24 protein-coding genes are annotated in these 22,622 nt (G+C 36.4%); 18 read left to right on the top strand and 6 right to left on the bottom strand.

The window, feature by feature from the left end; genetic code table 11:
• The first annotated feature begins 61 nt into the window (after positions 1-61).
• The 3 genes from C7D53_RS12025 to C7D53_RS12010 all read left to right on the top strand — a co-directional run bounded on the left by C7D53_RS12025 (position 62) and on the right by C7D53_RS12010 (position 2,880).
• Positions 62-430 carry a DUF488 domain-containing protein gene (locus tag C7D53_RS12025; RefSeq protein ID WP_071447174.1) on the top strand — a complete coding sequence of 123 codons (369 nt, stop codon included), beginning with the start codon at positions 62-64 and terminating at the stop codon, positions 428-430.
• Positions 431-493: 63 nt separating this feature from the next.
• On the top strand, positions 494-1,744 hold the full coding sequence (locus C7D53_RS12020) for a chloride channel protein (protein ID WP_071447176.1): 1,251 nt from the start codon (positions 494-496) through the stop codon (positions 1,742-1,744).
• Positions 1,745-2,685: 941 nt separating this feature from the next.
• Complete coding sequence (locus C7D53_RS12010) at positions 2,686-2,880, top strand: hypothetical protein (protein WP_162926160.1); 195 nt, start codon at positions 2,686-2,688, stop codon at positions 2,878-2,880.
• A gap of 215 nt (positions 2,881-3,095) precedes the next feature.
• Here the strand turns inward: C7D53_RS12010 and C7D53_RS12005 are convergent, their stop codons facing one another.
• The gene (locus C7D53_RS12005) at positions 3,096-3,425 is read right to left on the bottom strand and encodes a hypothetical protein (protein ID WP_069214539.1); all 330 of its coding nucleotides are present in this window, start codon (positions 3,423-3,425) and stop codon (positions 3,096-3,098) included.
• Positions 3,426-4,077: 652 nt separating this feature from the next.
• Here C7D53_RS12005 and C7D53_RS12000 point away from each other — a divergent pair.
• From C7D53_RS12000 to C7D53_RS11990, 3 genes are all read left to right on the top strand, one after another.
• Positions 4,078-6,945: a SusC/RagA family TonB-linked outer membrane protein gene (locus tag C7D53_RS12000; protein ID WP_106916678.1), complete on the top strand. Its 2,868-nt coding sequence runs from the start codon at positions 4,078-4,080 to the stop codon at positions 6,943-6,945.
• A gap of 114 nt (positions 6,946-7,059) precedes the next feature.
• The gene (locus tag C7D53_RS11995; protein WP_228422310.1) at positions 7,060-8,445 is read left to right on the top strand and encodes a RagB/SusD family nutrient uptake outer membrane protein; all 1,386 of its coding nucleotides are present in this window, start codon (positions 7,060-7,062) and stop codon (positions 8,443-8,445) included.
• Complete coding sequence (locus tag C7D53_RS11990; protein WP_106916677.1) at positions 8,432-10,972, top strand: alpha/beta hydrolase family protein; 2,541 nt, start codon at positions 8,432-8,434, stop codon at positions 10,970-10,972. Before C7D53_RS11995 ends, C7D53_RS11990 begins: the two co-directional genes overlap by 14 nt.
• Positions 10,973-11,010: 38 nt before the next feature.
• Here C7D53_RS11990 and C7D53_RS11985 read toward each other — a convergent pair whose 3' ends face one another.
• From C7D53_RS11985 to C7D53_RS11975, 4 genes are read right to left on the bottom strand one after another with little or no spacing between them, the layout of a single operon-like run.
• Positions 11,011-11,280 carry a DUF6520 family protein gene (locus C7D53_RS11985; protein WP_050022320.1) on the bottom strand — a complete coding sequence of 90 codons (270 nt, stop codon included), beginning with the start codon at positions 11,278-11,280 and terminating at the stop codon, positions 11,011-11,013.
• 23 nt (positions 11,281-11,303) lie between these two features.
• Entirely contained in the window at positions 11,304-12,809 is a 1,506-nt protein-coding gene (locus C7D53_RS11980; protein ID WP_106916676.1) for a MauE/DoxX family redox-associated membrane protein, read from the bottom strand.
• A gap of 9 nt (positions 12,810-12,818) precedes the next feature.
• Positions 12,819-12,986, bottom strand: coding sequence for a hypothetical protein (locus tag C7D53_RS20930; protein ID WP_157837397.1), 168 nt, complete (start codon positions 12,984-12,986; stop codon positions 12,819-12,821).
• A gap of 17 nt (positions 12,987-13,003) precedes the next feature.
• Positions 13,004-13,231 (bottom strand): hypothetical protein, encoded by a 228-nt coding sequence (locus C7D53_RS11975; RefSeq protein ID WP_050019633.1) that lies wholly within the window; start codon positions 13,229-13,231, stop codon positions 13,004-13,006.
• A 304-nt stretch (positions 13,232-13,535) separates the two neighbouring features.
• Between C7D53_RS11975 and C7D53_RS11970 the strand changes: the two genes are divergently transcribed.
• The 9 genes from C7D53_RS11970 (at position 13,536) to C7D53_RS11930 (ending at position 20,751) form a co-directional block, all read left to right on the top strand.
• Positions 13,536-15,182, top strand: coding sequence for a helix-turn-helix domain-containing protein (locus C7D53_RS11970; RefSeq protein WP_071447183.1), 1,647 nt, complete (start codon positions 13,536-13,538; stop codon positions 15,180-15,182).
• A 68-nt stretch (positions 15,183-15,250) separates the two neighbouring features.
• Positions 15,251-16,102: an RteC domain-containing protein gene (locus tag C7D53_RS11965; RefSeq protein WP_106916675.1), complete on the top strand. Its 852-nt coding sequence runs from the start codon at positions 15,251-15,253 to the stop codon at positions 16,100-16,102.
• A 163-nt stretch (positions 16,103-16,265) separates the two neighbouring features.
• A complete protein-coding gene (locus C7D53_RS11960) occupies positions 16,266-16,526 on the top strand; it encodes a helix-turn-helix domain-containing protein (protein WP_105704245.1) in 261 nt (86 codons plus the stop codon).
• Positions 16,527-16,545: 19 nt separating this feature from the next.
• Positions 16,546-17,082, top strand: coding sequence for a hypothetical protein (locus C7D53_RS11955; protein ID WP_106916674.1), 537 nt, complete (start codon positions 16,546-16,548; stop codon positions 17,080-17,082).
• A gap of 23 nt (positions 17,083-17,105) precedes the next feature.
• Entirely contained in the window at positions 17,106-17,357 is a 252-nt protein-coding gene (locus C7D53_RS11950) for a DUF3853 family protein (protein ID WP_034870081.1), read from the top strand.
• A 2-nt stretch (positions 17,358-17,359) separates the two neighbouring features.
• On the top strand, positions 17,360-18,067 hold the full coding sequence (locus tag C7D53_RS11945) for a helix-turn-helix domain-containing protein (protein ID WP_106916673.1): 708 nt from the start codon (positions 17,360-17,362) through the stop codon (positions 18,065-18,067).
• Positions 18,068-18,124: 57 nt separating this feature from the next.
• Positions 18,125-18,331 carry a hypothetical protein gene (locus C7D53_RS11940; protein WP_106916672.1) on the top strand — a complete coding sequence of 69 codons (207 nt, stop codon included), beginning with the start codon at positions 18,125-18,127 and terminating at the stop codon, positions 18,329-18,331.
• A gap of 67 nt (positions 18,332-18,398) precedes the next feature.
• Entirely contained in the window at positions 18,399-19,496 is a 1,098-nt protein-coding gene (locus C7D53_RS11935) for a hypothetical protein (RefSeq protein ID WP_106916671.1), read from the top strand.
• A gap of 421 nt (positions 19,497-19,917) precedes the next feature.
• On the top strand, positions 19,918-20,751 hold the full coding sequence (locus C7D53_RS11930) for a toprim domain-containing protein (RefSeq protein WP_106916670.1): 834 nt from the start codon (positions 19,918-19,920) through the stop codon (positions 20,749-20,751).
• 77 nt (positions 20,752-20,828) lie between these two features.
• Here the strand turns inward: C7D53_RS11930 and C7D53_RS11925 are convergent, their stop codons facing one another.
• Positions 20,829-21,005 (bottom strand): histone H1, encoded by a 177-nt coding sequence (locus C7D53_RS11925; protein ID WP_024568772.1) that lies wholly within the window; start codon positions 21,003-21,005, stop codon positions 20,829-20,831.
• Positions 21,006-21,764: 759 nt separating this feature from the next.
• Between C7D53_RS11925 and C7D53_RS11920 the strand changes: the two genes are divergently transcribed.
• The 3 genes from C7D53_RS11920 to C7D53_RS11910 are packed head-to-tail and all read left to right on the top strand — an operon-like array spanning position 21,765 to position 22,612.
• Positions 21,765-22,163 carry a single-stranded DNA-binding protein gene (locus C7D53_RS11920; protein WP_106916669.1) on the top strand — a complete coding sequence of 133 codons (399 nt, stop codon included), beginning with the start codon at positions 21,765-21,767 and terminating at the stop codon, positions 22,161-22,163.
• A gap of 33 nt (positions 22,164-22,196) precedes the next feature.
• The gene (locus C7D53_RS11915) at positions 22,197-22,406 is read left to right on the top strand and encodes a hypothetical protein (protein ID WP_106916668.1); all 210 of its coding nucleotides are present in this window, start codon (positions 22,197-22,199) and stop codon (positions 22,404-22,406) included.
• Positions 22,407-22,408: 2 nt separating this feature from the next.
• Entirely contained in the window at positions 22,409-22,612 is a 204-nt protein-coding gene (locus C7D53_RS11910) for a DNA-binding protein (RefSeq protein ID WP_106916667.1), read from the top strand.
• Positions 22,613-22,622: the final 10 nt, after the last annotated feature.

Below are 22,622 nucleotides of genomic sequence, written 5' to 3'. Positions count from 1 at the left end.
CTTCTCAAGAAAGAAATTTGATGATATTTTTAGAATCTATCTAACATTAATAATACAATGAATGAAAATAAAACTTAAAAGAATCTATGAAGCTTATTCTCCCACAGATGGATACCGCGTATTAGTTGATAGGTTATGGCCTCGAGGAATTTCTAGAGAAAATGCCCATATAGAAGAATGGAATAAAGAGCTTGCTCCTTCTTCTGAACTTCGAAAGTGGTTTCATCACGATCCAAAACTTTGGAAGAGCTTTTCAGAAAAATACGAAATCGAGCTCAAAGAAAAAGATCCTGGAAAAGAATTTCTAGATCGAAATAAAAAACAAGATCTCATCACATTGGTCTATGGTGCAAAAGATGAACAACATTGTCATCCATTGATACTAAAAAAATATTTAGAAAATTTGATTTTAGATGATAAAATATCATAAAGCTTTTTTTTGAATCTATTTATCCAATACTTAATTTTGTGAAAATTTGAATTTATATTGGTAATGAAAAGAAAAAGTATACAAAGACATCATTATTTCAGATTAGTGTTAATTTCTATGTTAATAAGTATCTGCGCCTCTTTTTTAGGGTATTCATTAAAGTTAATTACTGAATATTTTCAAAAACTCATATTTCATTTTGCGGAAAGAGAAAATACCTTAAGTTTTGTATTTTTGCCGACGATTGGAATTACAGCAATCTATTTTTTAAGAAAATACCTTTTCTTGAATAGAAAAAATAAAGGAATCACCGAAATTTATAAAACTATTGATCAAAGAAAAGATCATTTACCTTTTTTCAAAATTCCATCACATTATTTTAATGGATTTCTTACTGTAATCTTCGGAGGCTCCACAGGAATTGAAGTATCGACTGTCGTTGCAACAGCAACTTTAGGAAACTCAGTATATGAAAAACATTTTACTGCCAATATTTACAAATTGGAACTTATTAGCGCAGGAGTTGTTGCCGGAGTAAGTATATTATTTGGAAGTCCAATTGCAGGGTGGCTTTTTGCTATGGAAGTAATTGCAAGAAAGTTTAATAAAACCCTTTTTATAAGCTGTACTGCGTCAGCTATTATTTCCGCTATTTTTCTTTATTTTATAAAGAGTGAACCATTACTCTCTTTTGAAATTATTGGATGGAAATGGTCTGCACTTCCTTTTTTTGTAATCTTAAGTTTATTTGGAGGTGTTTTATCCGTTTATTTTACAACTTTAGTTATTAAGATTAAGGATTTTTTTTCAGGAATTTCCAATAATTTTTTGAGGGTAAATTTGGGAGCTTTAATTGTAGGGGGACTAATATTTTGTTTTCCGTTTTTGTATGGAGATAGTTATCATTCTTTATCGGAAATTCTAAACCATCCCAAAAGTTATTCTTTTCTTTTTCTTCTTTTTCTAATCTTACTAAAACCATTGGCTTCTTCTCTAACTCTTGGAGCTGGAGGAGATGGTGGTGTCTTTGCACCTAGTATTGTGGCAGGCGCATTTTTAGGATTTACCTTTGCGCTTTTTTGCAATACTTTTTTTGGAACCTCTTTAATTTATGTAAATTTTGTGTTAGTTGGAGCTGCTGCTACTTTATCGGCATCTATTTATGCTCCTTTAACTGCACTTTTTCTGGTGTGTAATCTAGTGCCTAATGGATACGTGTTGTTCTTTCCAATATTATTAGGATGTTTGATTTCGAAAAACTTAGCTAAGAGAATTATACCTTACAATGTATATACATATAATATTAAAAGTTAACAATAATACCAGTGAGTATATTCCATTCTAAAAAGTGTTTAAACTAAGTCACTAAGGTCAACCTTTCAAAATTTTATAAAGTTAAAAGATGGTTTCGAAAACTATAAAAATCAAAATTGATTAACTAAATTTTGGTTGTTAATAAAAATAAAAAGCCCCAAAAGTATGAGGTTTCACACCAAATCACGTAATAATTCTTGTTAATTATTATTACTCAAGTTTACGATTAATTTTCTTAAATAGTAAAACTTTTGTATTTTAAAATAGAAACTTAGACTTTTATCGGATAACATTAAGAGAAAATTAACAAAAAATCCCCCAAAATTTATTATTCAGGGAATTTATTTTGAGGTTTTTGACAGCCTCATAGCATTTTAAGCTTAAATTTAGATAAAGTTATGGATGGAAATAAAATTATTCTCTTGCAATTTACGTATTTTTTTAATTTTGGAGAGATTTGAACCGTCTTTTTAAATCTCTTTTTCTATAAAGTTGAAGTTTAGGCTACCCACTAAATTACTCACTTTGAAAATGTAGAATTTTGATTATCTCAGAAAATAGATGTAAATTCGTACCATTATGTTTTTAGAAAATAGAGTAGTCACTTTTGGAGAAAAATTTAACTATGAAAATTTTTTTTAGCATATGTAATGAACAATAGAGATTACTTGGAATAATAACTGAATATTTGTTAAATTCCCTCATATCTGAATTATTTGAATTGAACACATTAATAGCTTTAAGTAAAAGCTTTAATTTTAATGTTCAAATAAACGGGTTAAGACATCCTCGAACAGAAACTTTAAATGGTAGGTATATGCGATCGGGAGAAGATTTTAATGCTTCTTTCGTAATACCATATTTAGAGTTTCCCACAGGAAATCATTTTTTGATAGATAATAAGGGTTATGGTATTTGGCCTGATGAAAATTAAATATATAATGACTGAATATTATGTTGTTTTTGAAGTTCTAAAAATTGAACAGGAATTAGAACAAGGCTCTAAAATACGAATAGGAGAAAGATTCGTAGGGCTTTATTATCCTGATAATAAAGAAATTTATTTTACCGATGATAACGGTCAGGAGTGGATTTTTTATGATGGCGATACATGCAGTATTATCAGCAAGATTTAGCCGACCTTTAAGAAAGGGCATTGAAAGAGACGATTTATATTCATCAAAAACCAACTGAACACGGGTCAATTTTAACAGATTGTACAATTTATATTTTAGAAGAACTAGAGAGCAATTTGCTCTCTAATTCTTTTATCATTATTCCCATAAATTACTCGCAGTCTATTTATCTATTAACAAATAACAGAATGGTTGAAATATAATTATGGAATTTACTAACTTTTTTTAAGCATTTCTTCTCTGAATTTACTAACATCTCTTTCCGAAAGCTTATCATAAATTTCAGCAAAATCAATCATTGTATAACCCATTGACTCAACAATAAGAACAATAGTTGCCATAGTTGACCTTTTCTTTCCGCTAAAAGCACCGTTTACTGTAGCTTTGGTCAGTTCTGAATTAGAGTTTGCAGCTATTTTATCATAACTATTGACTATGTCCATACTACCATCCGATTTTGCTGAGTAACTCTTATTGTTACTTAGCATTTTACGCAAAGTAATCGCAGTTTTTATAATTATAATTTTTTCACTTTCTTTAATCATACATGCAATTAAGCACATAATGAAAAATATTTTGGTATAGTTTTGTATACCGAAATATTTTTTCTTATCTTTGTAAAAGAAGTTACTTAATTGTAATTTTGCGAAACTTCAAAAAATATTAGAAGCTATTCGCTTAGAATCTTGTATCAGAAAACTGGCACTTTTCATTTTACCACAAGACAATAAGCAGATTGCTCACGTTCTAAGCGTGGGCTCTCTTATTCGTGGTAAAGGGTATGCCAGTACCTCTGATACGGTAGGTAGAGTTCCACGCTGTTTTTTCAATGATGTCCGCCTTCTCTACATTTCTCTAAGCTGCTTTTACTATAAAGATTAGATAGGATACAATGGCAGCGCATCCATTGGAGCTTTACAGTTCACACTCGAGGTTAATTTCATTCATATTAATTCTTTATGATGTGTTTAGGTTGGAGGTTTTGTAATCTCCCAAAACTTCCTCCTAGACAATATTTAAAAACACAATGTAACCATAAAAGACCATCAAATGAAAATAAGCAACACCTATTATAATGATACTTAGTTATCTTTTTGTTACAGAACAATAAGAAATAAAAAAGCCCTTTCCGCAAAAGTTGACAGCTGAGGCAGGAAAGAGCATTAATAGTTATTAACCATTAACTTTTACAAAAGTATGAAAAAATCCTATACCAGCATTGGGGGCATCCCTTGTGTCCTTATGCTGACGGTAGCAGGAAGCTCTTTTCCGGCGCAGGTACAGAACAATTCGGATATGATCTCCCGAAAGAATACCTCTGAAGCTTCCATACTCAGGACAAAATCCGATACCTTATCACCTTCAAACAAGCTGGCTTTAGAAAAAGTAAGCCATATTGAAGAAGTGGTACTGAATGCAGGGTATTATAAAGTCAAAGATAAGGAGCGCACTGGAAGCATAGCAAAAGTATCGGCAAAAGATATCGAAAACCAGCCTGTATCTAATGTACTGTCTGCTGCCCAGGGAAGGATGTCGGGGGTAAGCATTACCCAGAATACCGGAACTCCGGGAGGTGGATTTGAGATCCAGATCAGGGGAAAGAACAGTATCCGACGTGAGGGTAATGAACCCTTATATATTATAGACGGGGTTCCACAGGCTTCCGAGACCCCTTCGCTATATTCTAATAAAATCCTTCCGTGGTCCTCGATAAATCCCCTGAACGCTATCAACCCAAACGTTATTGAAAGCTTTGAGATATTAAAAGATGCAGATGCCACAGCTATTTACGGATCAAGAGGAGCCAACGGAGTGATCATTGTAACCACTAAAAGAGGAAAGAAAGGACGATCTGAGCTCAAACTTAATACCTCGTATTCCTTAAGCAGGATTACTAGGCCTATGGAAATGATGAACACGGAGCAGTACATCAGTATGCGTCGCCATGCATTCCAGAATGATAATGTAGCCTATCCCGCTACCATGTATGACATCAACGGAACCTGGGACCAATCCCGATACACCGACTGGCAGAAAGAACTGATCGGAAACATGGCAGATGCCTACGGCGTTCAACTGTCGATGAGTGGCGGCTCTGAAAACTTTTCTTACCAGATCAGCTACGGCCATAATGAGCAGACCACTGTTTTGCCGGCTGACTTCAAATATAAAACCAATAACATCAATGCCAATTTCAGCTATTTCACCCCTGACAGAAAACTGGAATTTAACCTGGTAAATACCTTCTCTTTTCAGCAGAACAATGTGCAGAATGATGACCTTACGCTAAAGAGTATTATGCTGAGCCCCAATGCGCCGGCACTTTATACTGCAGACGGGAGCATCAACTGGGAGAACGGAACATTTAACAATCCGGTGGCTTCGCTTCTGAGCCAGTACTCCAATAAGACCGCCTTTTTTAATAACGGCCTTAATGTGTCCTATAAGCTGTTTCCTTTCCTTTCATTAAAAATGAATGCCGGAATCAGCTATCAGAATTTCGAAGAACGCTCGATAAAGCCCCATACAATAAATAATCCTTCTTTTGGACAGACCAGTATGAATTCCACCTCTTCCCGGAATAACCAGGTGAACTTTTCCTATATCCTCGAACCCCAACTGGTGGGCGCTTACAAAACCGGAAATCACCAGTTTGAATTTTTACTCGGAGCAACCCTGCAGAAAACACAATCGGAGCAGGGAGCTATTCAGGGAAAAGGCTTTGAGAGCAATGCTTTGATTGATAATATTGGAGCCGCTAGCGTAAAGACCATTTCTGATCAGGTTCGGAGCCAGTATAACTATACGGCAGTTTTTGCCCGTTTTAATTATCAACTGAAGAAAAGATATATTGTGAACCTTACCGGAAGGCGTGACGGTTCTAGCCGATTTGGTGCCAATAACCGTTTCGGGAACTTTGGAGCAATAGGCGCGGCATGGCTTTTCTCGGAAGAGCCCTTTCTGAAAGAGGTAAAATGGCTGAGCATGGGTAAACTCAGAGGAAGCATGGGAACTACAGGAAACGATAAGATAGGAGATTACCAATATCTCAATACCTATATTATTTCATCGGGTATATATAACGGGCAGACCGGTTTAAATCCGGCGCGGCTGTATAACCCTAATTTCAGCTGGGAGAAGACTCTGAAAAAAGAATTGGCCCTGGAAGTAGGACTCTGGAACGGACACTTTAATTTTTCAGGTGCCTACTATGAAAACACCTCTTCCAATCAGCTGGTAGGAATTCCCCTTCCATCCACCACGGGCTTTCCTTCCGTACAATCCAATCTTCCGGCAAAGATCAGGAATATAGGCTGGGAATTTGATACCTCGGTTCAGGTTTTAAGAAAAGGAAAATTCAGGTACGAAACCTCTTTTAACCTGAGCATTCCCAAGAATACGCTTGTAGAATTTCCGAACCTCGAAGGTTCTACCTATTCCAATCAGTATATGATCGGATACCCTACGACTATTGCTAAGGTGTACCAGTATGAAGGCATAGACCCTGCCACCGGATTGTATAAGTTTACAGATTTCAATGGTGACGGTAAAATTACCTCCCCTGACGATAATAAGGCAGTAGAAAAACTGGGCGTCCGATTTTTTGGCGGATGGTCAACTCAATTCAGGTGGGGAAACTGGTCAGCATCTTTCCTGTGGCAGTTTGTAAAACAGAGAAACTGGAATTACAACCGCCAGATGCTTCTGCCCGGAGCACTCAGCAATCAGCCTGTAGAAGTATTGGACGCATGGTCTCCATCTAACCCAGGAGGCAGCTATATGGAATATTCAGCAGGGTACAACCCCCAGAAGCTTTCCCTGCACGGGTTCTTTCAGAACTCAACAGCGGCAATAAGTGATGCTTCCTATATCAGGCTGAAGAATGTACAGCTTAACTACCGCATTCCCATGCAAAAGCTGGGCATCAAAGAAGCTATGATCTATGTGCAGGGACAAAACCTTCTGACCATCACCAATTACTTTGGAATGGACCCGGAGTTTTATCTCGTAGGCTACCTTCCACCCCTAAAAACCTATTCCCTGGGATTCCAGGTGACTTTTTAACGATTAAGATTGATGATTAGTGATTAGTGATTAAAAATTAAAGATAAAGATTTGGGATCATTAACGATTGAGATAATTGATGATTTTATATGTAATAACTTTTAGCAACTAACAATGAAAAATATTATAAACGCTATAATAGCGCTTCTTTTGATGCTTTATGCTGCTTTAAGCGCAGTATCGTGTGAGAAATTTATAGAAACAGATTTTCCGAACAACCAGCTGGCCACAGAACAGGTATTTGAAGATGAGAAAACCGCAGATGCGGCGCTCGCTGGACTGTACTCGGGACTATGGACCGGTTCCGTGATCAGTGGCACGACAGACGGTTCCGGTGCTTTACTCGGAAATTATACCGATGATATTACTTGCGTTTTCACCAGCGCCGGAAACGGGATCCTGGATATCTACCATAACCAGCTGCTGGCAACCAATGCTACTGTGAGCCAGGTATGGACTACGGCTTATCAGCAGGTGTATATGGCCAACAGCATTATAGAAGGTGTGGAAAAATCCAAAAGCCTTTCGGTATCAGCAAAAAGCAGGATAAAGGGAGAGGCAATGCTGGTCCGCAGCCTTATTTACTATTACCTCTACCAGATGTATGGGGAGATTCCCTACACTACTACAACAGATTATGTCTATAACTCGACTTTAAGCAGAATACCTAAGAATGAATTCCTGCCAAGACTAGAAGCCGATATATCGGAAGCGGTGAACCTTCTGCCCTCAGCATACCGGAATGCAGAAAGGATTTATATTAATAAGGCAGCAGGCCTGGTTTTACAGGCTAAAATGAAAATGATGCTGGGAAAATGGCAGGAAACCGAAGTTTTATGCCAGACGATTATTCAGAATGCTGACTATGTTTTTCAAAATGACCCTTCTAAAGTATTTCAGAAAACAGGAAAGCATATTATCTGGCAGCTGAAACCTAAGAACAATACTGACCCGACAAGTGAAGCCGTGCTCTATAACTTTGTGGGCGCGCCTACTTCATTTATTTTGAATCCGGATCTTATAAGTTCTTTTTCAGCCACCGATCTTCGACGGCAAAACTATTTTACTCCGGTGGTATTTGGTTCACAGACCAATTATAAGCAGACCAAATATAAAATAACTACCGCTACCAATACGACAGAATATTCTATCATCTACAGGTTAGAGGATGTATGCCTGATGCTGGCAGAAGCTTTAACCATGCAGAACAAAACAACCCAAGCAGTTCCTTTCATCAATCAGACAAGACAAAGGGCGGGGTTAACACCACTCAGTACTTCCATTTCGCAGGCTCAGGCGATGGAAGAAATTAAAAATGAAAGAAGAAAAGAATTTTTTGCAGAACATGGAAGTCGGTTTATAGACCTGAAACGGTGGGGACAGCTGGATCTCTTACAACCGGTAAAGCCTAACTGGAAAGCGACCAATCAATATCTGCCGTTGCCGCAGAAAGAAATGCTTTTGAATAGTCACTTAACACCACAAAATGATGGATATTAAGGCGTCACATATTGATTGTATCACTTTCAAATCTTTCCTAAGGCGAAATTTCTCTGTAGTAGTATGGATATTATGGATATTTCTTCTCATTATTATACCACAAAACCTTTCTGCCCAGCGGTATGAGCATCTGGAAAAGCTGATTAAGGATATGGAAGAAATGAAATTTCCCGAGGCTTCTGATAACGGTAAATGGCTGGCATGGTATATATTCTCTGTTGACGGGACAAAGAATATGATGCTGCAAAGAACAGGAAATAAAGACCACAGAACGGAAAGAAAAAATATTGATTTTATCATTTGGGTGGGAAACGATCTCGCGATACAGACAAAAGATACATTGGAGTATCTTTATCCCGAAACCGGAAATTCCCGTTTTTTTCAACACGTAAAAAAGTTTATCTACAATAAACAGCAGCATGCCTTTATGGTGCTGTATACTGAAAAAGATGAAAGCAGGCTGGAAGTTTATGATACTGATCTTAGCCTTCGACAAAGTATTTCCGGTATTCAGCATATCTATTCTGAAGGGGATGAGACCATCGCCAGGAGAAAGACAGGTGATCTGATTGAAGCATTAATTTTAAAGAATGGAGTTTTTGAAACAATCTTTTCGACCCATGATGAGCTGAGCAATATTTTGCCTTCAGGAATGAACAAGAAAGGCTTTGTGATTCAGACCCGAAAGAAAGGCAAGACCAACCTCTATTATGTTTCTCAGGATAAAAAACAATATATTTTTGATGGAAGCGGGTATGATGGCTATGATCAGATGATGCTGAATCCTTCGCATTCTGATAATAGTATTGTCCTAAAATTGGGAAAGAGAATCCCGCCTGCAAAAGGAATGGTTGATATCTGGTACGGGACTGACTTCGATCTTAAAAAATACGTGAAGCCGGTATCCGAATTTATCCAGGTGGAATGGGAGCCGGTAAGCGGTAAACAGGTTCTGATAACCCGTCCCGGATATTTTGGGGAGACTGCTATCGGCAATTCACGCTACCTGATGTATGAAACTGACAAGCAGCAGGTGGATAAAATGGATAAAGCGGGAGGAAATAGCTTTGACAGGCTGTATTTGTGGAATGCGGTAACCGATACCTATACCCTGATTACGGATGTGCGGAAACAGATGGTAATCTCACCGTCAGGTCAGTACCTGCTAATTCAGAGGGAAAACAACTGGCAGCTGTACAATACGTTAACTCTGGTGATGGAAGATGTAAAGGTTTCTGCGGCTATGGTTCCTTATTTTACTTCTGAGAAAGAAGTTCTATGGGTAGGAGGAAACAGGATCTCTGAATATAATCTGGCCACTGAGAAAATGAAAGAAATGTTTACTGCAAATGATGATTCAGAAATCGAGCTGGTGGATTTTACAAGAACCAGTACGGAATTAGGATACGGTAGAGACTTCAGGACCGTAGATATCAAAAAGAGCTTGCTGTTAAAAATCACTGATCCGAAGACCAGTCATATCATTTATGCCGGTTTAAGAAACAGGAAGCTAAATATCATTCAACAACCGACCCCTGATGAGATCACGGCATTTAAAAGGCTGAATCAGGGTGAAAATTATTACTGGATTGAGGAAAACTATAATAAACGGCCAAGGCTTGTAGTAAAGAAAGAGAAGGAAAATCCAAAAGTTCTTTATGTTTCAGATCAGAAGAATCAGAAATTTGAACAGGCAGAGCTTATTAAAATTTGCTACAAAGGTTCGGACGGTGAAACCATAAGCGGAGCTTTGTATATGCCGCTGAATTATGACCGCTCAAAAAAATATCCCGTTGTTATCCATGTGTATGAGAAGCAGGATTATATGACCAAAAGATTCCTGCGACCTTCCTTCTCGAATCCCACAGGGCTGAATATCCCGCTGTTGATGGAGGAGGGCTTCGCCGTACTGCTTGCTGATATCTCGCAATCTGACAAAGGAGCAGGAATTTCAGCACTGGAAAGCATTAATAATGCCTTAGACGAATTACAGAAGATTAGGAATGTAGATATGACAAAGATTGGACTCATGGGACAGTCTTTTGGCGGTTATGAAACCAATTTTATTGCGGGTCATTCAAACCGTTTTGCAGCCTATGTCTCAGGATCAGCAGTTTCTGATGTGGTACGGACTTATTATGCGTACAATTATCATTTTAATGCTCCCGACTATTACAGGTATGAAGGGCGCCAGTACTGGTTTAAGGCTACGATGGCAGAAAATCCTGAAAAATATATCAAAAATAATCCGATAATGTTTGTTCAGAATGTCAGTGCACCCATGCTGTTGTGGACGGGGACTGATGATGGCAATGTAAGCCCGGAAGGAACCAAATCGATGTTTATTGCATTAAGAAAATACCGAAAGCCTGTTATTGCCCTGTTTTATGATAAGGAAGGCCACAGTTTAAGTAGGGCTGAAGCTCAGAAAGACCTTACCCTGAAAATTCTGGATTGGTTTAATTATCATTTAAAGGATGAAAGAAATATCCCCTGGATACAGAAATACATAAAGGGTGCTCAATAAAGTGCACCCTTCTTTTAGTAGTTAGTAATAGCTAACAGTTAAGGAATTCTGAATAATTCTGTTTCGCAACTGGATTCATACAGGTCATGGACACCAGAAGCGTCACTTACTGTACAGACAATACCAGTATTATCTGTCGTACAAAGCTGACTTGTCATGACACAAGGCTGTTCCGGATTTTCAAGATCAATTTTCCATCCAGGAATATCAGCTTTTTTAGTCTCTGATGCTACATTGGTAGCATACGCGCTGCCTGCTCCGATTAACAGGATAGCCAATGGCAATGCGATTTTTCTCATTTTTTTCATTGTTATAAATTTATTATTGGTGCCTACTCTTTGTACAGGTTTTCGGCTTCCCCTGAAATGAAATGTTGAGTGATGTTTTGCGCAAAACGATATCTGATCAGTTCATTTTCTATCATTACATACAATTTGTTTCCCTGTATGATAAATTGTACACGTTGCTCCTTATTCCTGTTGGGAATACTGATACTGCCAAGGTATTTCTGCTCTTGAATAGAATAAAGATCAAGTATAATGGCTTTATTACCCCTGTCTTTTTCCAGCTTTCCTTTGCGGTCCGACTCCACAAACAGAACCCCTTTATAGGCAATTGACCTTTTGTTGACCACCAGCGGATTGTTAAGCTTTCTGCTGCCATCGGCTAAGTGGGAAAGACCTAGCCGCGGGATGCTGACGGTATCAATAGTCCTGAATACATGTTTTGATTTCAGATTTCGATCAGTAACTACAAACATGTTCTTATAATGGTAAACATAAACAACCTTACCAGTGAAAGAATCATAATTTAATTGCCCATCGGGTTCAAAAAAACCTTCTTTATTCTTTTCCAAAAGCTCTGGATTAAACCTTACAGAATCCTTGCTTCCTTTACTGATAATCCCCAGACTCTGAATCTGCTTTTTGCGGTGGAAAGCACCTATGAGAAAGTTATTATGATCAATTCGTTTGATTTTCCTGAAATAGGTCTTTCCAATATTTTGCTCAGGGAGCTTATTGCTCCCGGTTGTTCCTTCAAAAATGATCGGGATTGTTCCGTCATACAACGTGATAAGACCGTCTGTAACTTCAAGCAGGGGAGACCTGAAACTAATGTCTGTACGGCTGAGTTGCAGATTTTTTCGTTCCATTCCCGTAAAATGGGTAATCTTTGTGAGTGAGAACGGTGCTGTGTAATTCCCAAGATATAGGGTATCGCCTGAAAAGCCGGCAAAATAATAGGAGTTCAGTTTTAAATCATACGTACCATTTTTAAGGATAGGATGCTGTAAAAATCTTCTTTGAAAACCATTATCTTTCTTAAGAATATATTCTGACTTTTGATACATGATGAGCATTCCGGTGATACAGAGCCCTGCTGTGATTAGAAGGCTGAAGAAGAGCTTCCCTTGTTTTTTGTGGTTTGCATACGTGTCAATACTAAGGGCAACTACAGCAACTAGGACACATATCAGATTAAAAATGAGATGTGTTTGCCAATCCATTTTTTCAAGAATCCCCCCGCAGGAACAGGGAATAAACTCACTATAATTGAGGATAAGATAAATATAGATACTAAAGAGAACCATCAGTATGTAGGAACCGTACAATCCAATGAATCTCATTTTATCAAATATCAAAAAGAAGCAGACCAAAAGTTCAAGGAAAAGTATTCCATAGGTAATTATTATAGCATAAGCGCTTAACAATGGAGACTGGGCAATTTGAACCTGAAAGTTTTCAAAATCAAATATTTTACTGATGGATGCGTAGCAAAACAACAGGATAAAAAAATAAGCAATCCATATGGCAAGTTGTGTCAGTTTCTTTTTCATAATAAGATTTTAACAATGGTATAACAATATCCAGCGTACTTTTACGCCACAATAGGTAGGCATAGCAGATTTTTCATTTACCGTGATGGTAGTAGTAAGAGGTCCTATGGTTTTCCATATTCCACTAACGGGACAGGCCGTTCCCGATTCAATGATGAGTGGCACCTGAGTCTCCATGTTGGTTCAAAATTTGGTTACTTACTGGTTTTCCAGTTGTCCCGGTCCTTTGGCGGATCTTTTTCACTGGGTTCCAATTCTTTTTCAAGTTGGGTAGTGTCTGCTTTTGAGACCATTCTTTCAGTCGTAATGACAGGCATCTCCGGATAAGGAATCTCCGGAAGGCTTTCTTCACGACAGGATAAAATAACAAATGAAAGTAAAATTCCTGCAACAATATGCAGTATTAATATTTTGGTTTTCATGATTTTGGGATTAAATAATTAACAATCCCGGCCGGTAGTTTTTTAGAATTCTGAAAGCGAATTTAGAGCATGAATTTTTCGAAAAAAAAGGTTGATGGAGCCCATTTATAAATTTTTAGGAGCCTATTTATAAATAGGCTCAATATGTAGTAATGATATAATTGATTGTAAATCAGGTGTTTTTATTGGATTTGTTAAGTGTAATTCCTAAAGTGCAGAAATAATTTTTTGCTTGGTTCATTTTGCTTAATTTTGAATTATATTTATAATATCATTGACATTATATGGTTAAATTGTTTTTATTTTGAAAATAATATTCTGTTTTTTCACGTTCTTTTGCTTTTTAGTTAATGGTCAGGAATATTCTGATTACAGAGTTCGTTATGATAATTTTGAAGAAAACGATGAACGTGCCCTGGAGTTTGTCAATGCATATATTAAAGAAGCGAAAGCATTTAAAAATTATAAGGAGCTAACCCAGGCGTATCGGGACGCTGTCAGCTTTTCGAGGAATAAAAAAATAGAATATGCAGATAGTGCTGTATGGGCCGCCTCCCAAGCAGGTGACCCCGATCTTATTGGAAATTCCTACCTAACAAAAGGAAGTGTTTACTACTTTACCTACAGAAAATATCAGAAGGCTCTTGATGAGTATCTGAGGGCTTGGCAATACTTAAGCAAAAGTAAGGATCCCTATCTGTATCATAAAAATATGTACCATATAGGAGTTGTCAAAAGTTATCTAGGATATTATGAAGAAGCCTTTACACTTTTTTCAAAGTGCCGATCTTATTATAGAGATACAAGTGTTTCCACAGATTTTCCCAATCTTCGATACAATATGAAGAAGGGATATTTGAACAGCCTTCATCAGATGGGTATCTGTCTGTTTTATCAATCAAAAATAAATGAGGTTTCCGATCTTATTAATGAAGGATTGGAGGCTTCGGCCGAGGATAAAAATTTTTATATAGAAAGAAGCTATTTTTATAAGCTGAGTGGGATTCTAGACTATCTAAGAGAAAATGACCGAGAGGCATTGTCGAATTTTAATATTGCTTTGGCAGGCATTGAAAAGAAAAGTGATTTTACCAATGCATCGCTGATCTATTTTTTAAAAGGTAAAATTCTATTAAGAAATCACAATGAAAATGAAGGTATTAATTATTTAGAAAAAGTAGATAGTATATTTCTGGGACGAAATTTTGCACATCCTTCAGTAAGGGAAGCGTTTGAGCTACTTATCATACATTACAAAGATAAAAATGATAACAAGAAAGAATTGTATTATACCAAACAATTACTGCGGTTTGACCGGATGATGCATAATGATTTTAAATACCTCTCAGGAAAAATCATTAAAGAATATGATACCAATGACTTGCTTACATCCAAAAAAAGATTGGAATCCTCAGCATTTTACGGATATATTGTGGCCGGGATTTCTTTCGGAGCTTTGCTTTTAATTTCTGTAAGATATTTCAAGGTGAAAAAAAGGGTTAAAAAGTACCAGATTGCAGGTGATCAGACTTTAGGAGAAGAGAACCATAAAGATACGGTTTCGACCAAACTATCCAAGTTGCCTGAGAATCTGACAAACGAAATATTGGAAAAGCTCAAAATAATGGAACAAAACAAATTTTATTTAGAAAAAGGGCTTACCCAAAATGAGCTTGCAAAAAGGCTAAAAACGAATACTGCTTATTTATCGGCGGTTATTAATGAATATAAAGGAACAAATTATAATACATATCTCAATAACTTGCGGATTGAGTATGTTAAGGAAATGCTAAGAACCAATGCACAATGGAGGAAGTATTCTGTTGATACGATAGCTGATGAATGCGGATTTGCCAACAGACCCAAATTTTCTAAATTTTTTATAGAATTAACTGCTTTAACTCCTTCAGAATTTATTCAAAAAATCAATGATGAGACAGGTGATCCGTAGACTTATTTATATTTAATAACAGCTTTATCATTTTTAATACTTAAAAATTTCTACTTTTTATTTAAAATATGGATGCTAACTTGTTTTTTAAAAAGTGTAAGCGATTACAACTGAGTTTAGAGAAAAGACTTGAACAGATCGGCTTTGAACAAAAAAATGATCCCATTGATTTATACGAGCGTTCCTTGATGGAGATAGATGTTGCAATAAGAGCCATTAAGCTGGATGTAAGCTCATACCAGTTTTCAACGGTTGCCGACGAAGTTTATTTCTTTAAGGAGATCAAGCCCGTTTTCATTTCGCAGTTTATTTATTTTTCGAAGCTTTTATCAATTGAAGCGGCTAAGCCTAATGCGGGAGAGTTAAGCCTCAAAGAATATTATGAATGCGAATTGGAATTGTTGAAAAACTATTATGAAAACCACACCGATTTTTACGAGTATTATAGGCGTAAGGCTACCTATCTTGATCAAAAATATTTCGTCCGGAATCAGTTTGACCTGAAAACCAAAATAGAAGCCGGCCTTTATGATTATGACGAAAAATTTGCCACTTCACATGACCACCTTATTTCCCAAATTATGGCTAATGACCGGTTGGAAAAATATCTTTTGAGATCCATTGCAGAAATTAATGTGTATGTATACGAAAAGATAACCGATAAATCCCCGCTCCAATGGTCGGCCTCAAAATCTGCTTTGGTGGAACTCCTATATGCGCTCCACAATACCCGTTCATTTAATGGCGGCAATATTGAGTTTAGCGAGATTATTAAATTTACTGAAAAATCACTCAATATTAACCTGGGAAACTTTTATAAGACACTTCATGAGATAAAAAGCAGGAAAACCAACCCGACTAAATTCCTTCAGTTGCTCAGTGACCATTTGAATCAATCATTCCAGGATGGTGATCAATAGGCATTTTTTCTTGTTTTTACACTATAAATCAAATTATTAGTGTTTTTTCAATAATTCCTTTATTGATGGAGAGTATACAAAAATCTTTCGGTAGTACCGAAGACCTACCGAAAGAAATCCGGTCTGATTTCGAAAATTTGTCAAACAAACAATTTTTGAAATTATGGCAATATCCATTATCACCAAAGAAGACCTTCAGCAATTCAAAATAGATCTGCTGGAAGGGATTAAAGAATTACTTCAGGTAAGAACGACAGAACAAAAATTATGGCTCCGTACTTCGGAGGTCAAAAAGCTTCTGAATATCTCTTCCGGGACCTTACAGAATCTTAGAATCAACGGAACCCTGTCTTATACGAAGATAGGGGGGATCTTGTATTATAACTACAAAGACATTGAGAAGCTGCTTACGGATTCTAAATAATCACAGAAAACAGGAAATCATGAGTCAGACTAAAGATATCATCAATTTTTTTGCGCATGTGATTAAAGATAACCGGCTACATCCATCCCATATCAGTATTTATGTTGCACTTTTTCAGTGCTGGAGCATGAACCGGTTTCAAAGCCCCTTTCGTATTTATCGTGGTGAGGTCATGAGATTGGGTAAGGTAAAATCCCTTGGAACCTATCATAAGTGTATTAAAGAATTACATCTGGCAGGATTCATTATGTATTCCCCCAGTTACGACCCTTATATTGGAAGCCTGGTTGATATTGTTGACTTTGAGGAGTCTGGAATTTCTGTACATAAAGCATTCCCGGAGCAAGAATTATTACTACCAAAAGAAAACAACTTTTCTGCACCTGAATTTCATGAAGTAGAATTATATTTTAATGAACGTGATCTACCTTCTGCTCAGGCATATGGGTTTTATTCGTTTTATGATTCTCAGGGTTGGAAATTAAGTGACGAGAAATTAATGAACAGCTGGCAGGCTGCTGCAAGGAATTGGATTTCTAAGGAAAAAAATAGGTAGCTAAAATCAATAAAAGAAAGTAAATGAAAAAGATAGATCCGCAAACACCCCTTTGGAAGCTGACGGTCGAGGAATTTTTGGAAATTATCAAAAACCTCAATTCGGAAAACAGGCATGAATACGGGCTCAAAGGATTAGCAAAAGTCCTGGGATGTTCCGTTTCAAAAGCTTCGGAAATAAAATCCTCCGGAATGCTGGATGAAGCCATTATCCAAAAGGGGAAAATTATCATCATTGATAAGCAAAAAGTACTGGAAATTTTTGGCCGGAAATAACGATGTATTATCAGGAGCTTATACAAAAATTTTGGGAATCTGGCGCAAAAGCGCAATTGGGTACCACTGCTGTTGCAATATACCTGTATTTACTGAAATTGGCAAATGATAATAACGGATACGATGTTACTGTTTCCGACGTAGCGATTGGTAATACACTAGGACTAACAAGAAAAACGGTAAAATCTGCAAGAGAAGCGCTGCGGAACTCAGGGCTGGTCCGGTACGAAAGTAAAAATGGGTACTCCTGTTCTTACAGAATAGTTCCAGATTATCCTTTATCAATCCAAAAGGATAAAGAAGACCAAAAGGCAAAAAGAAAAAATAACCCTCGGATTCCGGTAATAGAAAGAATTGAAAATTTACCATCGGTTGGTTTATCTATAAGTATTCCTGAAACTACCGGGCAAAAAGAGAAAGCATCTTTTGATAATGATGCTCCTCATCCTTTTAAAACAGTAGTCGGTAATCCTTCTTTAGAGGAATTTATGGCATACGCCTATACACTGAGTGGTTATGAAGAATCTATGGAATCTGATATTAAGGAAAAATATGCTTTGTGGGCAGATCAAGATTGGTGCAATAATTTAAGAAAACCGATAACTAACTGGAAATCCTCATTGAAAAATCTTTTGCCCTTTATAAAAAACATGACTGATAATGAACAACTGTCTTTAGAGTCAATACCTGTTATTAAACCTCCAAAGTGATCCTTAAAAAATATAAGTGTTGATGGTTATCTATTTAAAATTTTAAAACGGTAAAAAATGAAACTATCAGAATTAAAGCCTGGACAGAAAGTAAGTCTCAATGGAATTCTTCCCGAGTATCAGGGAATTCAAAAAGTTAGAATACCCAATTTCGGGAAAGTAGAGAAAAGAGTTTTCAGAACCGATGAAACCGGAGATTATCTGTATTATAATCTTGCTGATGGATCAAAAACATTAAAAAGTGAGAAAATTAAATTGCTGTAAAGATCTTTCGATCAGAATGAAGTTACCCTAAGCAGAACAAAATTAAAGCACACTAAAAATATAAATTATGGCTATTCCGGAAAAAGATGTAAGGCTTGTCAGAAAGATTTTTGAAGATAGAGATGAGAGAATTTCAGAAAGAATACGCCTGGGTAATCATTTTGTGGACGATTTTATTTTTGAAGACCAAGAGGCGGCTGATATTCCGATCAATGCACTACGTGTTATTTTTAACATCATTTCGATTATCAGTAGTGAGCAGTTCCGTCCGGAAGACCGTCCGAAGCAGCTCTCTTTATTTGATGAAGAATTTGAAACCGAAAATAACATTTTTGCCTCCATTAAAATCCGGAACAGCAAGATCTCACCGAGTGGCTCAACCAAACAGGTTGTGGAAGCGTATGAGTTTCTTGCCCGGTTCAAAATGGGCTGGTATAAATCGGTTAACTCAAAAGGAAAAGAGATTAGAACATTCGGAGGGCTGATTTCGACTCCAACATATGACCAAAGAGGGTATACTTCTTTTCTTATCAGCAGTTACTGGCTGAAAAAGCTGATGATTATTCCCGAATATAACTACATCCTGTATAATCTGGTATATAATATCAGAAACAACAAGCACATTATTTTTGCCATCTGGCTTTCAAAACTTCCCGAAGATGGAACCATGATGAAACTTTCATCACTGAACAAAAAGTTTGGACTGAATTATAAAACCGCGAATGATTTTTGCTTCAAGTTTCTCAAAACTGCAAAAATAAATTTCAACAGATACAATACCCTTTCATTCAATTATCATTATAAAGGTGATTCTATTTTCATTCATCCTTTTTACAATAAAATGGTAAGCGGTACCGATATGTCGGAGCACACAGCAGAGAAATCAAAAATTGCAAAGAGGCTCTATTATTTTCAGAAAAGGTATGGCTTGGGACAACGGGAAATGCTTCAGTTTTCGTACCAATACAAAACTATACCGCAAACCCGTGGGCTTATAGAAATGGCTTTCAGTGAGTTCATAAGGATTAGCAGGTTGAAAGGGGTAGAATCCACGAATTATCAGGGAACGGCTTTTTTAAACAAAATACAGGAGCTTATTATACAGCTATACAGGGAAACAAAAATGGGGGAAATACTTCCCAACGGTTATCCCGTGATTCTCTGATTTCGGAATTGCGCTTATCTGTATTTCGGATTTGTACTCATTCGGAATTCGGAATTGCGCTCGCTGAAGTTAAGGAATTGTTGAAATTTAGAATTTTATGAAGCTGATTTCGGAATTGCACTCATTCCGATATTGTAAAGCCAGTGAAAATGACAGATACGCTAAAAAGAAATGATGAAAACATAGTTCAATTCGGATTTGCGCTCATGCGGTAAAGGGCATCTTTTCGGAATTGCGCTCATCTGTATATCGGATTTGCACTCCTTCGGAATTCGGAATTGCGCTCATTTGAAAATCATTGCAAACGCTTTGTGACAGGCAGATACCACGAACTACTAAAAGTTAATTTAAAAGATAATAAAAGTCTTTTTTTTATTAAAAGGGAAATCCAGGGTAAAAAATTGCTTTAAAAAGAAAAAAAATGAATTGCGAAAAAATCAAACAGAAAGTCGGAATCAGGACGGTTTTAGAATCCTTCAATCTTTTTCCCGCGAAAGAAAACGGGAAAACAGCCTTTTATTTTGCGCTCGACAGGGAGGAAAAGATTCCCAGTCTTTCTGTTGATTTTATTAAAAATGTTGCATTTGATTTTGGAACAGGAAAGAGTTATGATGCCATTTCCATTGTTCAGCAGGTGACTCAATGTTCTGTTTCGGAAGCTTTGAAATACCTTGGGAAATTTGACTTTTCAATACAGGATCAAAAACAAAAGGAAGAGGTTACAACACGGCCTCATTACAGGATATTGGAATTAAAAAGAATCGGGCATCCGGTTTTAATTCAATATCTTAAAAGGAGGAAAGTTTATCAGCAGAGAGACTTGGTTAGAGAACTGCATTACGAATTATACGGGAAAAATTATTTCGGAATTGGTTTTAAAAATAATTCAGGTGGTTTTGAAATCCGCAATCCTTATTCTAAAATCTGTTTAGGTAAGAAAGATGTGACTTTGATTCAGGACGAACAAAATAATAAGGAAATCACGGTATTTGAGGGGGTTTTAGATTACCTGACTTTCAAAAATATAGAAAAAACTAAAAATTCTGATTATCTGATCCTTAATTCAACAGTAATGCTTTTCAAAGCAATAAAAACACTTGGTGAATACGATAAAATTTACCTGTTTCTTGATAATGATTCTAATGGAAATATCACTAAAAACAAAATATTAATGAAATATAAACATGTAGAGGATTGTTCTCTAATTTATCGAGATTTTAAGGATCTTAATGAGTGGTTTTGCCAAAAGATATAATGACTAACTGATTCTCTAAATGCTCATTATAGAGCGTTACAAAAATAAAGCTCCCTCCATCTAGAGGAAGCTTTTGACTATTTCTTGCTTTCCTCGACGGAAATTTTTCTGAAATCTTTTAGAATCTTGGCTAATTCCAAAGCTGCTTTTCTTGCTCTTGTTCCGGCTGCTTTGTTTCCTTTTTCAAGTTGAAGGTTGGAGTCTGTTTTAAAAGTTTCAAATTCTGCGTTAATTTTTTCTAATAGTTCTTTCATAAAAAATGGATTTTAAGGTTGCAATTATAGAATAATCTTGTTTGTTTCCATATTGCAAATAATTTACTTGTCATTTTTTATATACCGGTCTTCTAATTCAGGAGGTAATTTCATGAGTTGAAAATTTTTTTCAAATTTATATACCTAATTTTTTCAGGTTCTTCAGCTAACAAAAATATAAAACCTTCAATAAAACTGTTAATTTTTAGAATTTCGGTCTTGAATGTTGATGACGGTCATAAGAAAATAGACTTCAAAATCACATCAACACAAGAAAAAATCCAATTATTCATTATTGTTTTTAGATCATTCTAGGGTTAAATATCACCTATTCAATTCATATATATAACTGTGGTTTTTCACTTTTTACTGTAGCAAATGTAGTACAGGTCATTCACTCAAAAAAATCTTTTTGGGTTTCTACAAAAATTCTCTCCGCTTCGCTCCAACAATTTTTCCAGACACTCCTGAATCCTTCGGACAAAAAGATTTCGGAGCCTTCATTTCATTTTTTTTCCATTCAGGTTTTAAGTGCCTGATCCTGTACTATGGTCATTTAGCAAAGAAAAAGTCGGAACCTCAGTTATACGAATCAAACAGTCGCTCTTTAACATAAGAATAATCAAACAAAAAAATAAATAATGCTTTTCCCATTGGAAAAGGTGAAAAGAAAGAAGCCGAGTGTCCTCGATACCGAATCAAATCACTCGAAATTTTACAACTGAAAAAAGTAATGATTAACAATTAAAACAAAATATTATGAACACAATTATCGGTAGAATTACCAGAAACGCAGAAATCAATACATTGAAAAACGACAAACAGGTCGTGAACTTTTCAGTAGCCATCAATGACAGCTACAAAACCAAGCAGGGAGAGCGCAGGGAGCTGACCATCTATTACAATTGTTCGTACTGGATAAGCCCGAATGTTGCCAAAATCCTTACCAAAGGGACGGTGGTAGAATTAACAGGCAGGGCAAGCTCAAGCGCATGGATAGGCAAAGATGGAGAAATCCGTTCAGGATTGAATTTTCATACTTCATACATTCAGGTTTATGGAGGTGGAAGAAATGTTGAAAACGAACCGAAGCAAAATGCAATGCAGGAATCAAGTAACCCTTTTGCAGGGGACACAGATGATGATTTACCATTTTAATAATTAACCCAAGAATATCTTAAAAAAGCATTTATGGAATCACAATATAATTTTCAGATGAAGTCCCGAAATGACCGAACAGAATGGGAGCAGGTATCAATATACTTCAAAATCCATTGTGACAGGACAACAGCGATACACTATGCAAGAAACTTGTCACTAAAATTTAACAAGGAAATCCGATTGACACAGGGTGCAGACCCTCTCAAAACAAGTGGAACATATATTTATGAAAATCCCTGAAAATGAAAACAAAATCAAGAACCGAAGCCAAAAAACTGGCAAAAGCGTATAGCTATAATAAAGAGTACGCAGATGTGCCTGTATATATTTACTGTAACCGATCAGAAAAGTATTATGTAGATACAAACAGCCTGATACGTCTTTGGGAAACACTTATCGGCTACTACATTAATGGGGTTTTTACCTCTGTAAAGAATAATTCATAACATAAAAAAA

This window comes from Chryseobacterium aurantiacum, from assembly GCF_003020585.1.
GTDB lineage: Bacteria > Bacteroidota > Bacteroidia > Flavobacteriales > Weeksellaceae > Chryseobacterium > Chryseobacterium aurantiacum.
The sequence above is the reverse complement of the archived record's forward strand: the minus strand, read 5'-3'. Positions and strand labels throughout refer to the sequence as shown.

Excerpts from the sequence above, each read along its gene's own strand:
- C7D53_RS12020 (WP_071447176.1), top strand. The coding sequence starts at position 494 with ATGAAAAGAAAAAGTATACAAAGACATCATTATTTCAGATTAGTGTTA.
- C7D53_RS11995 (WP_228422310.1), top strand. The coding sequence starts at position 7,060 with ATGAAAAATATTATAAACGCTATAATAGCGCTTCTTTTGATGCTTTAT.
- C7D53_RS11950 (WP_034870081.1), top strand. The coding sequence starts at position 17,106 with ATGAAAAAGATAGATCCGCAAACACCCCTTTGGAAGCTGACGGTCGAG.
- C7D53_RS11940 (WP_106916672.1), top strand. The coding sequence starts at position 18,125 with ATGAAACTATCAGAATTAAAGCCTGGACAGAAAGTAAGTCTCAATGGA.
- C7D53_RS11985 (WP_050022320.1), bottom strand. The coding sequence starts at position 11,280 with ATGAAAAAAATGAGAAAAATCGCATTGCCATTGGCTATCCTGTTAATC.
- C7D53_RS11935 (WP_106916671.1), top strand. The coding sequence starts at position 18,399 with ATGGCTATTCCGGAAAAAGATGTAAGGCTTGTCAGAAAGATTTTTGAA.
- C7D53_RS11945 (WP_106916673.1), top strand. The coding sequence starts at position 17,360 with ATGTATTATCAGGAGCTTATACAAAAATTTTGGGAATCTGGCGCAAAA.
- C7D53_RS11910 (WP_106916667.1), top strand. The coding sequence starts at position 22,409 with ATGAAAACAAAATCAAGAACCGAAGCCAAAAAACTGGCAAAAGCGTAT.
- C7D53_RS12005 (WP_069214539.1), bottom strand. The coding sequence starts at position 3,425 with ATGATTAAAGAAAGTGAAAAAATTATAATTATAAAAACTGCGATTACT.
- C7D53_RS11990 (WP_106916677.1), top strand. The coding sequence starts at position 8,432 with ATGATGGATATTAAGGCGTCACATATTGATTGTATCACTTTCAAATCT.
- C7D53_RS11975 (WP_050019633.1), bottom strand. The coding sequence starts at position 13,231 with ATGAAAACCAAAATATTAATACTGCATATTGTTGCAGGAATTTTACTT.
- C7D53_RS12025 (WP_071447174.1), top strand. The coding sequence starts at position 62 with ATGAAAATAAAACTTAAAAGAATCTATGAAGCTTATTCTCCCACAGAT.
- C7D53_RS11925 (WP_024568772.1), bottom strand. The coding sequence starts at position 21,005 with ATGAAAGAACTATTAGAAAAAATTAACGCAGAATTTGAAACTTTTAAA.
- C7D53_RS11955 (WP_106916674.1), top strand. The coding sequence starts at position 16,546 with ATGAGTCAGACTAAAGATATCATCAATTTTTTTGCGCATGTGATTAAA.
- C7D53_RS11980 (WP_106916676.1), bottom strand. The coding sequence starts at position 12,809 with ATGAAAAAGAAACTGACACAACTTGCCATATGGATTGCTTATTTTTTT.
- C7D53_RS11930 (WP_106916670.1), top strand. The coding sequence starts at position 19,918 with ATGAATTGCGAAAAAATCAAACAGAAAGTCGGAATCAGGACGGTTTTA.
- C7D53_RS12000 (WP_106916678.1), top strand. The coding sequence starts at position 4,078 with ATGAAAAAATCCTATACCAGCATTGGGGGCATCCCTTGTGTCCTTATG.
- C7D53_RS20930 (WP_157837397.1), bottom strand. The coding sequence starts at position 12,986 with ATGGAGACTCAGGTGCCACTCATCATTGAATCGGGAACGGCCTGTCCC.
- C7D53_RS11915 (WP_106916668.1), top strand. The coding sequence starts at position 22,197 with ATGGAATCACAATATAATTTTCAGATGAAGTCCCGAAATGACCGAACA.
- C7D53_RS11960 (WP_105704245.1), top strand. The coding sequence starts at position 16,266 with ATGGCAATATCCATTATCACCAAAGAAGACCTTCAGCAATTCAAAATA.
- C7D53_RS11965 (WP_106916675.1), top strand. The coding sequence starts at position 15,251 with ATGGATGCTAACTTGTTTTTTAAAAAGTGTAAGCGATTACAACTGAGT.
- C7D53_RS12010 (WP_162926160.1), top strand. The coding sequence starts at position 2,686 with ATGACTGAATATTATGTTGTTTTTGAAGTTCTAAAAATTGAACAGGAA.
- C7D53_RS11920 (WP_106916669.1), top strand. The coding sequence starts at position 21,765 with ATGAACACAATTATCGGTAGAATTACCAGAAACGCAGAAATCAATACA.